This window comes from Blastococcus sp. KM273129 (assembly GCF_021698995.1).
Lineage (GTDB): Bacteria > Actinomycetota > Actinomycetes > Mycobacteriales > Geodermatophilaceae > Blastococcus.
In genome coordinates this window covers 24,876-32,774 of the sequence record NZ_SSXB01000042.1, presented here as the reverse complement: position 1 = coordinate 32,774, position 7,899 = coordinate 24,876, and the positions used below count along the sequence as shown (strand labels likewise).

General features: G+C 74.1%; 9 protein-coding genes. 3 read left to right on the top strand and 6 right to left on the bottom strand.

All coding sequences use genetic code 11. The features are described from left to right. Positions 1-670, bottom strand: a 670-nt coding sequence (locus tag E9565_RS13125; protein ID WP_236835390.1) for a response regulator transcription factor, incomplete at its 3' end; no start/stop codon positions are given. A gap of 60 nt (positions 671-730) precedes the next feature. Here E9565_RS13125 and E9565_RS13120 point away from each other — a divergent pair. The 3 genes from E9565_RS13120 to E9565_RS13110 all read left to right on the top strand — a co-directional run bounded on the left by E9565_RS13120 (position 731) and on the right by E9565_RS13110 (position 2,923). Beyond that, a complete protein-coding gene (locus E9565_RS13120) occupies positions 731-1,471 on the top strand; it encodes a sensor histidine kinase KdpD (protein WP_236827305.1) in 741 nt (246 codons plus the stop codon). A 209-nt stretch (positions 1,472-1,680) separates the two neighbouring features. Further along, positions 1,681-2,541 carry a manganese catalase family protein gene (locus E9565_RS13115; RefSeq protein ID WP_236827304.1) on the top strand — a complete coding sequence of 287 codons (861 nt, stop codon included), beginning with the start codon at positions 1,681-1,683 and terminating at the stop codon, positions 2,539-2,541. 100 nt (positions 2,542-2,641) lie between these two features. Next, the gene (locus E9565_RS13110) at positions 2,642-2,923 is read left to right on the top strand and encodes a hypothetical protein (RefSeq protein ID WP_236827303.1); all 282 of its coding nucleotides are present in this window, start codon (positions 2,642-2,644) and stop codon (positions 2,921-2,923) included. A 120-nt stretch (positions 2,924-3,043) separates the two neighbouring features. On the opposite strand, the gene E9565_RS13105 is transcribed toward E9565_RS13110, so the two are convergent. From E9565_RS13105 to E9565_RS13085, 5 genes are all read right to left on the bottom strand, one after another. After that, a complete protein-coding gene (locus E9565_RS13105) occupies positions 3,044-4,657 on the bottom strand; it encodes a cation acetate symporter (RefSeq protein ID WP_236827302.1) in 1,614 nt (537 codons plus the stop codon). After that, positions 4,650-5,051, bottom strand: coding sequence for a DUF485 domain-containing protein (locus tag E9565_RS13100; protein ID WP_236827301.1), 402 nt, complete (start codon positions 5,049-5,051; stop codon positions 4,650-4,652). Before E9565_RS13100 ends, E9565_RS13105 begins: the two co-directional genes overlap by 8 nt. Before the next feature lie 170 nt (positions 5,052-5,221). Next, the gene (locus E9565_RS13095) at positions 5,222-6,742 is read right to left on the bottom strand and encodes a cation acetate symporter (RefSeq protein ID WP_236827300.1); all 1,521 of its coding nucleotides are present in this window, start codon (positions 6,740-6,742) and stop codon (positions 5,222-5,224) included. Between the two features lie 25 nt (positions 6,743-6,767). After that, positions 6,768-7,118 carry a hypothetical protein gene (locus tag E9565_RS13090; protein WP_236827299.1) on the bottom strand — a complete coding sequence of 117 codons (351 nt, stop codon included), beginning with the start codon at positions 7,116-7,118 and terminating at the stop codon, positions 6,768-6,770. 27 nt (positions 7,119-7,145) lie between these two features. Then, positions 7,146-7,889: a LytTR family DNA-binding domain-containing protein gene (locus E9565_RS13085; protein ID WP_236827298.1), complete on the bottom strand. Its 744-nt coding sequence runs from the start codon at positions 7,887-7,889 to the stop codon at positions 7,146-7,148. Between the last annotated feature and the right edge of the window lie 10 nt (positions 7,890-7,899).

Genomic DNA, 7,899 nt, shown 5'->3' with positions numbered 1-7,899 from the left:
GCCCCACCCGCCCGGCCAGCGTCGCCGCCTCCACCCGCGTCGCCACCTCGAGCCGGCGCAGCAGGTGCGCCACCAGCCGCTTCGCCGTCCGCTCCGAGACGTGCAGCGTCGTCGCGATGTCCACGGTGCTGGTGCCGTCGGCGATCAGCCGCCACAGCCGGCGCTCGTCGGCGGTCAGCCGGTCGACGACGCCCTGCTCCCCCGTCGGCGCGGCGTCCGACAGCAGCTGGCGCAGCAGCGCCTCGGGCAGCACCGACCAGCCGTCGAGGACGGCGAGCAGCGGCCGCACCAGCGCCTCGGGGTCGGCCGTCTTCGGCAGGAAGCCCGAGGCCCCCGCCCGCAACGCCTCGATGGCGGCGTCCGCCTCGGCCAGCCCGGAGAGCGCCACCACCCGCACCATCGGGTCCGCGCGCCGGATGGCGGCGATCGCCCTGGTCCCCCCCGGGGGCGGCATGTGCAGGTCGACGATCGCCACGTCGGCGTGGTGCCGCTGCACCATCGCGGCGGCGGCCGAGGCGTCCTCCGTCGTCGCCACCACCCGCACCCGGCCCTCGCTGAGCCCCGGGAGCAGCAGACTCAGCCCACGCGTGAACAACGGGTGGTCGTCCACGACGACCACGTCCACCGGCGGCCTGCGGTCAGCAGCGGCCGCGTCGTCGGTCTGCCCCACATCACTCCTGACGGTCGGTGCGTCTCCGGCGCTGCTGACCGGACTCCCGAGGAGGTGCCCGTGACCCTGGCTGCCGACACGCAGGCGTCGACGCGGAGCCGCGGACTGCTCAACGATCTCGCCCGGGTGCTGCGCGCGCACCTCCCGCGCCCGCGCCGGACGACCACCACCCCCGATCCCGAGCCCCCCAGCGCCGAGGACGCCGTCGTCCGGGCGCTCTGCCACGACATGCGCAGCCCGCTGGCCTCGCTGGAGGCGGCGCTCGGCTCCCTGGACCGCACGCCCGGGCAGGCCGCCGAGCTGCTCGCGCTCGCGCGGGCGCAGACGGCCCACCTGTCGTCCATGCTGCGCACCGCCGACGCGACGGGGGGTGCCGTCCAGCGGTCCCGCGGCACCCGGACCCTCTGCGACGTCCTGCGGGCCTCGGTGGCCGCCTCCGGGCTGCCCCGGGCCCAGCTCGCGCTGGAGGTGGAGGACGACGCCGGGGACGTCGCCGTCGCCGACGCGCGCGTGCAGCGCATCCTGCTCAACCTGCTGGAGAACGCCCACCGGCACGGCGGCGGTGCGCCGGTCCGGCTCCGCGTCACCGCCCGGGGCGGGTGGGTGGACCTGGCGATCACCCAGGCCGGCGTCCCGGTCGAGCGGGTCCTCCAGCACCTGCGCGACGACCGCCCTCCGGTGGACCTCACCGGGCTCGGGCTGTGGTCGGTGCGCCGGCAGGCCGGCGAGCTGGGGGGGCGGGTGCTGTGGTCGGCGGACGGCGACGAGCTCACCCTGACGGTGCGCCTCCCGGACAGGTGAGCTCCTCGGAGCCCGGGCGTGCCGGGTGGGGCCCGGCGGGCGCTACGGCCCCCTCGCAGCGGCCCGCCGCGAGCCCGGGAGCGATGGGGGGCGAGGGGGTCCTTCACTTGGCACGGGCGGGCCACGGGACGGCACCGGGGGGCCACCGGGCGCGGGCAGAACTCCTTCGTCACCGCGAGCGCGGTGGAGCGACGACGCAAGGAGAGCCCGTGTTCACGCACACCCAGGCCCTGCAGTACGAGGCGAAGCCCGATGGTCCCGACGCCGCGTTCGCCCGCCGGATGCAGGAGATCCTCGGCGGTCAGTGGGGTGAGATGACCGTCGCCACGCAGTACCTGCTGCAGGGCTGGAACTGCCGGCTGCCCGGCAAGTACAAGGACATGCTCCTGTCCATCGGCACCGAGGAGCTGGCCCACGTCGAGATGATCGTGACGATGATCGACCGGCTGCTGGACCACCAGCCGCTCAAGCCGGACGCGGCCGACCGCACCAAGGAGGCGGCCGCCGGCTACGGCGACGTCAACCCGCAGCACGCGATCGTCAACGGTGGCGGCGCCTACTACCGCGACTCCATGGGGCTGCCCTGGAGCGGCGGCTACGTGACCGCCAGCGGCAACCTGATGGCCGACTTCCACTACAACGCCACCGCCGAGATGCAGGGCCGCCTGCAGGTGTCCCGGTTGTTCAACATGACCGACGACCCCGGGGTCAAGGACATGCTGAAGTTCCTCATCGCCCGCGACCACATGCACCAGATGCAGTGGCTGGCCGCGATCGAGGAGCTCAAGGAGGACGGGCTCGAGGGCATCCCGGTGCCCGAGGCCTTCCCGCTGGAGGAGGAGCCGGGCGACGCCGGTTACGCCTTCATCGTCGCCTCCGACGGTCCGGAGGCCGCCGCCGGTCGCTGGGCGCACGGGCCCGCCCTCGACGGCCGCGGCGAGATGACCGCCCGGCCGATCGAGGCCAGCGCGGACGCCCCGATCCTGCCCCCGGGTGACCCGCGGCTCTTCCCGACGCCGCAGATGGAGGGCCAGTCGATGCTCCAGCGGGCCAAGGACATGCTCAAGTAGGCCCCGACCCCACCGTTGCGCCGTCGCCGTGCCGGCGGCCCGCCCGCTCCCGGGCGCGGCCGCCGGCCCGGCGGGCCCAGCCCCACCCGGAGGTCCTGCCGTGCACCTGCACCTGCCCCGTGTGCCCGTCCCCGCCGCCCTGCTCTCGCTGGTCTACCTGGCGGCGGTCGCCGTCGCGATCAGCGCGCCCGGGCAGCACGCCGTCGCCGGCCTGGTCGTGCTGACCGGCCTGGTCGCCCGCTGGGTCGTCCGCGCCCGCCGCCCGGAGCCCGCACCGGCCCCGGTCGCGCTCGCCGTCGCGGGCACCGCGAGCGCGGTCGACGCCGTCCTCCCCGCCGACCCCGCCACCGTGGCGGCGCCGGCCCACGCCACCGCCGCCTGACCGGGACGCACGAGGCGCGCGCCCCCTCCCGGGGACGCGCGCCTGGTGACGTGCTGGAACCGGCCGCGCTGCAGGGTCCCGCGGCGAGCTCGCGAGCCGTGGGGGCAGCGAGGCCCTTCGTCAGTGCTGGACGGCCTTCTCCGCCCCGATGCCGGTGAGGGCCCGCACCTCGAGCTCGGCCCACTTGGCCTCGTTCGGCTTCTCCTTGGTGAGGACGGTGCCCAGGTAGCCGAGGAGGAACGACGCGGGGATGGAGACCAGGCCCGGGTTGCGCAGCGGGAACCAGGCGAAGTCGACGCCGGGGAACATCGACGTCTCGGTGCCCGACACCACCGGCGAGAAGAGGATCAGCCCGACGCAGATGATCAGGCCGCCGTAGATCGACCACAGCGCGCCCTGGGTGGTGAACCGCTTCCAGAACAGCGTGTAGAGGATCGTCGGCAGGTTCGCCGAGGCGGCCACGGCGAACGCCAGCGCCACCAGGAAGGCGATGTTCAGCCCGGCGCGCAGCGCCAGGATGCCCAGCCCGATGGAGATGGCGCCGATGACGACGGCGGTGATCCGGGCGACCTTGACCTCACCGTTCGGCGGGACGTCGCCCTTCTTGATCACCGAGGCGTAGACGTCGTGCGCGAAGGACGCCGACGCGGTGATGGTCAGGCCGGCGACCACCGCGAGGATGGTCGCGAACGCGACACCGGCGATGATGCCGAGCAGCACCGTGCCGCCGAGCTCGAAGGCGAGCAGCGGGGCGGCGGCGTTGACGCCCCCGGGGGCGGCGACGATCGTCTCCGCGCCCACCATCGCACCGGCGCCGTAGCCGATGATCAGGCTGAACAGGTAGAAGATGCCGATCAGCCAGATCGCCCAGACCACCGAGGTCCGTGCTGCCTTCGCCGTCGGCACGGTGTAGAAGCGCATCAGCACGTGCGGCAGGCCGGCGGTGCCGAGCACCAGGGCCAGCGCCAGGCTGATGAAGTCCAGCCGGGTGGTGTCGCTGATGCCGTACTGAGCGCCCGGGTTGAGCACGCTCTCGCTCCCCGCGCTGGTCACCGCGCCGCCGAGCAGCGACGAGAGGTTGAAGCCGTAGTCGGCGAGCACCCACAGCGTCATCACCAGCGCGCCGGCGATGAGCAGGCTGGCCTTGATGATCTGCACCCACGTCGTGCCGCGCATGCCGCCGACGAGCACGTAGAAGATCATCAGCGCGCCGACCACGACGACGACCAGCGCCTCGGCCACCGGCCCGCTCACCCCCAGCAGCAGCGCGACCAGGCCGCCGGCGCCGGCCATCTGGGCCAGCAGGTAGAACAGCGAGACCGCCAGCGTCGAGATGGCGGCCGCGGTGCGCACCGGCCCCTGCCGCATCCGGAAGGCCAGCACGTCGGCCATCGTGAAGCGGGCGGTGTTGCGCATGAGCTCGGCGACCAGCAGCAGCGCGACGAGCCACGCCACCAGGAAGCCGATGGAGTACAGGAAGCCGTCGTAGCCGTAGATGGCGATGGCGCCGGCGATGCCGAGGAACGAGGCCGCCGACAGGTAGTCGCCGGCGATGGCCAGGCCGTTCTGCTGGCCGGTGATGGTGCGGCCGGCGGCGTAGTAGTCGGCGGCGCTCTTGTTGTTGCGGCTGGCCCGGAAGGTGATGGCCAGGGTGACGACGACGAACGCGCCGAAGATCGAGATGTTGATCGCCGGGTTGCCGATGGTGGCGTCGGCGGCGAGCAGGTCAGGCACGGGTAGCCCCCTGGGTCCGGGTGTGGGTGTGGTCACCGGCGTGGGCGCCCGGCGCGTAGTCGTGGGCCTCGAGGCGCTCGCGCATCTCGTCGGCGATGGGGTCGGTGCGCTTGTTGGCGTGCGCCACGTACAGGTGCGTGATGACGAACGTGGTCACGAACTGGCCCAGCCCGAACAGCAGGCCGACGTTCACGTTGCCGAACACCTGGGTGGACATGAAGTCCGAGGCGTACGTCGAGAGCAGGACGTAGAGCAGGTACCAGACGAGGAAGGCCACGGTCATCGGGAACGCGAAGCTGCGGAAGCGCTTCTTCAGCTCCACGAACTCCGGTGAGTCCTGCGCAGCGCGGTACTCCTCGGGCGTCAGCAGACGCCGTTCCTGTGGATCGGTCACGGTGCGAGCTCCTGGTTGGTCTGAGCGGGGCCTCGACGGCGGGCGGGCAGAACTGTGAGCCCTGTCACGGTAGGGGCGCGCCCTCCGGTGGGAGCCCGGGTCGCCCGCCCGCTGCGCCGAGCGGCGACCAGGAGTCGGCGTGCGGCAGGTCCGGCGGGACGAGCGGTCGATCAGCGGGGCAGGACGCCGCGGTCGAGTTGCACGGCCTCGGGGGTGTGCAGCCGGACCATCGTCCGGGCGGCGTGCCGCGGCACCCGCCGGGGCGTGGCCAGGGAGACCGCCACCATGGTCAGGAAGGCCAGCGGCACGGTCCACGCCGCGGGCTGGGCGAGCAGCGCCCCCGGCCAGCCGGCCGGGGCCGCGCCGAGCAGGGTGGCCAGCACCGCACCCCCGGCGCACCCGCCGCCGACGAGCATCCCCGCGATCGCCCCGGCGTCGGTGAGCCGGCGCCACCAGATGCCCAGCACCAGCAGCGGGCAGAACGTGGAGGCGGCGAAGGCGAAGGCCAGCCCCACCGCCTGGGCGACGCCCACCCCCTCGGCCAGCAGGGCCAGGCCCAGCGGCACCAGGACGGCGACCACGGCCCCGGCCTGGAACGCGCGCACGCCGCCGAGGCGGCGCCCCAGCACGTCCTGGCTGATGACGCCGGCCACCGCGACGGTCAGCCCGGACGACGTCGACAGGAACGCGGCGAACGCCCCCGCCGTGGTCAGGGCCGACAGCAGGTCGCCCAGCGTCCCGGCCAGCATGCGCGCCGGGAGCTCCAGCACCACCGACTCGGTGTTCCCGCTGGCGATCAGGTCCGGCGCGTACAGCCGGCCCAGCCCGCCGTACACCGGCGGCAGGAGGTAGAAGAGCCCCAGCAGGGCCAGCACGAACAGGGTGGTGCGCCGCGCCGCGGCCCCGTCGGGGTTGGTGTAGAAGCGCACCACCACGTGCGGGAGGCCCATCGTGCCGAGGAACGTGGCCACGATGATCGAGTAGGTGGTGTAGAGCCGGTGGTCGCCGGCCCCGGCCAGCGGCGACTCCCACGAGTCCCCGGGCGTCGTGCCGGTCGAGGCCGGGGAGACGGCGCCGTCGCCGAGCCAGATGGTCACCATGAACAGCAGCGGGAACAGCAGCGCGGTCAGCTTGAGCCAGTACTGGAAGGCCTGGACGAAGGTGATGCTGCGCATGCCGCCGAACAGCACGTTGACCAGCACCACCGTCGCGACGAGCGCGCCGCCCAACCAGGCCCCGGTCCCCGTCGTGGCGGCCAGCGCGAGGCCCGCCCCCTGGAACTGCGGCATGAGGTAGAGCCAGCCGATCGCCACGACCAGCAGCGCCGACAGCCGGCGCACCCCCCGCGACTCCAGCCGGCTCTCGGCGAAGTCGGGGAGCGTGTAGGCGCCCGAGCGGCGCAGCGGCGCGGCGACGAGGACCAGCAGGACGAGGTAGCCGGCGGTCCAGCCGACCGGGTACCAGAGCATCTCCGTGCCGAACGCCAGCACCAGTCCGGCGACGCCCAGGAACGACGCCGCCGAGAGGTACTCCCCGCCGATGGCCGAGGCGTTCAGCCCGGGCCGCACGGTGCGGGAGGCCACGAAGAAGTCGCTGGTGGTGCGGGAGAACCGCCAGCCGTACGCGCCCACCGCCAGCGTGGCGACGACGACGGCCGTCACCGCGAGGAGGCTGTAGCCCGCGGCGCTCACGACCGGTCCCCCGTCGGCCGCGGGGTCACGAGCGGTCGAGCACGTCGGTGAAGGCCCGTTCGTTGCGCTCGGCCGCCCGGACGTAGAGCCAGCCGACGGCGAACAGGAACGGGTAGACGGCGAAGGCCAGCAGCAGCCACGGCAGCGGCACCGCGAGCACCACGACCGTCGACAGCTCGGGCGCGAGCCAGAACAGCAGGGGGATGCCGCCCACCACCACGACCAGGGTGGCGAGGGCCAGCAGCGCCAGCCGGAGCTGGGAGCGCAGCAGCGAGCGCATGTACACCTCGCCCAGGGCGGTCTGCGCGTCGATCTCGCGGGCGACCGGGACCCGCTGCACGCGCGCGGCACCGGTGCGCGGGCTGGTGACGCGCACCCGGCGGGGCGAGCTGTCCGGCACCGGTCAGCCCCGGTTCTGCGCGCCGGGCCGGGCGCGCCGGACGAGGAGGTCGCGCAGCTCCCGGGTGTGCCGCCGGCTGACGACCAGCTCGCTGCCGCCGACGACGACGGTGCACCGGCCGCCGTCCATCCGGACCTCCTCGACGTGCTGGAGCGCGACCAGGAGCGACCGGTGGATCCGGACGAAGCCGGCGTCCTTCCAGCTCTCCTCCAGGGTGGTCAGCGGCACGCGGACCAGGTGGCTGCCCGACGGGGTGTGCAGCCGCGCGTAGTCCCCCTGGGCCTCGACGTACCGGACGCTGGAGCGCGGGACGAACCTGGTCACCCCGCCCAGCTCCACGGCGATGTCGTCGTCCACCGGCGCGGCCCCGCCGCTCCGGGCGCCGACCACCCGGCGGACCGCCTCGGCCAGCCGGTCGTCGCGGACCGGCTTGAGCACGTAGTCGACGGCGCCGAGCTCGAACGCGTCCACCGCGTGGTCGTCGTGCGCGGTGACGAAGACGACCGGCGGCGGCACCTTGAACCGGGAAAGCACGCGCGCCAGGTCGACGCCGCTGAGCCCGGGCATCCGGATGTCGAGGAAGACGGCGTCGACCGCCCGCTCCTGGAGCAGGCGCAACGCCTCCGTCGCCGAGTCGCTGGCCAGCACGGTGCCGATGCGCGCGTCCCGCTCGAGCAGCCAGCGCAGCTCCTCCAGGGCCGGGCGCTCGTCGTCGACCACCAGGACGGTCAACCGGTCTGCGGTCACGGCCCCTCCT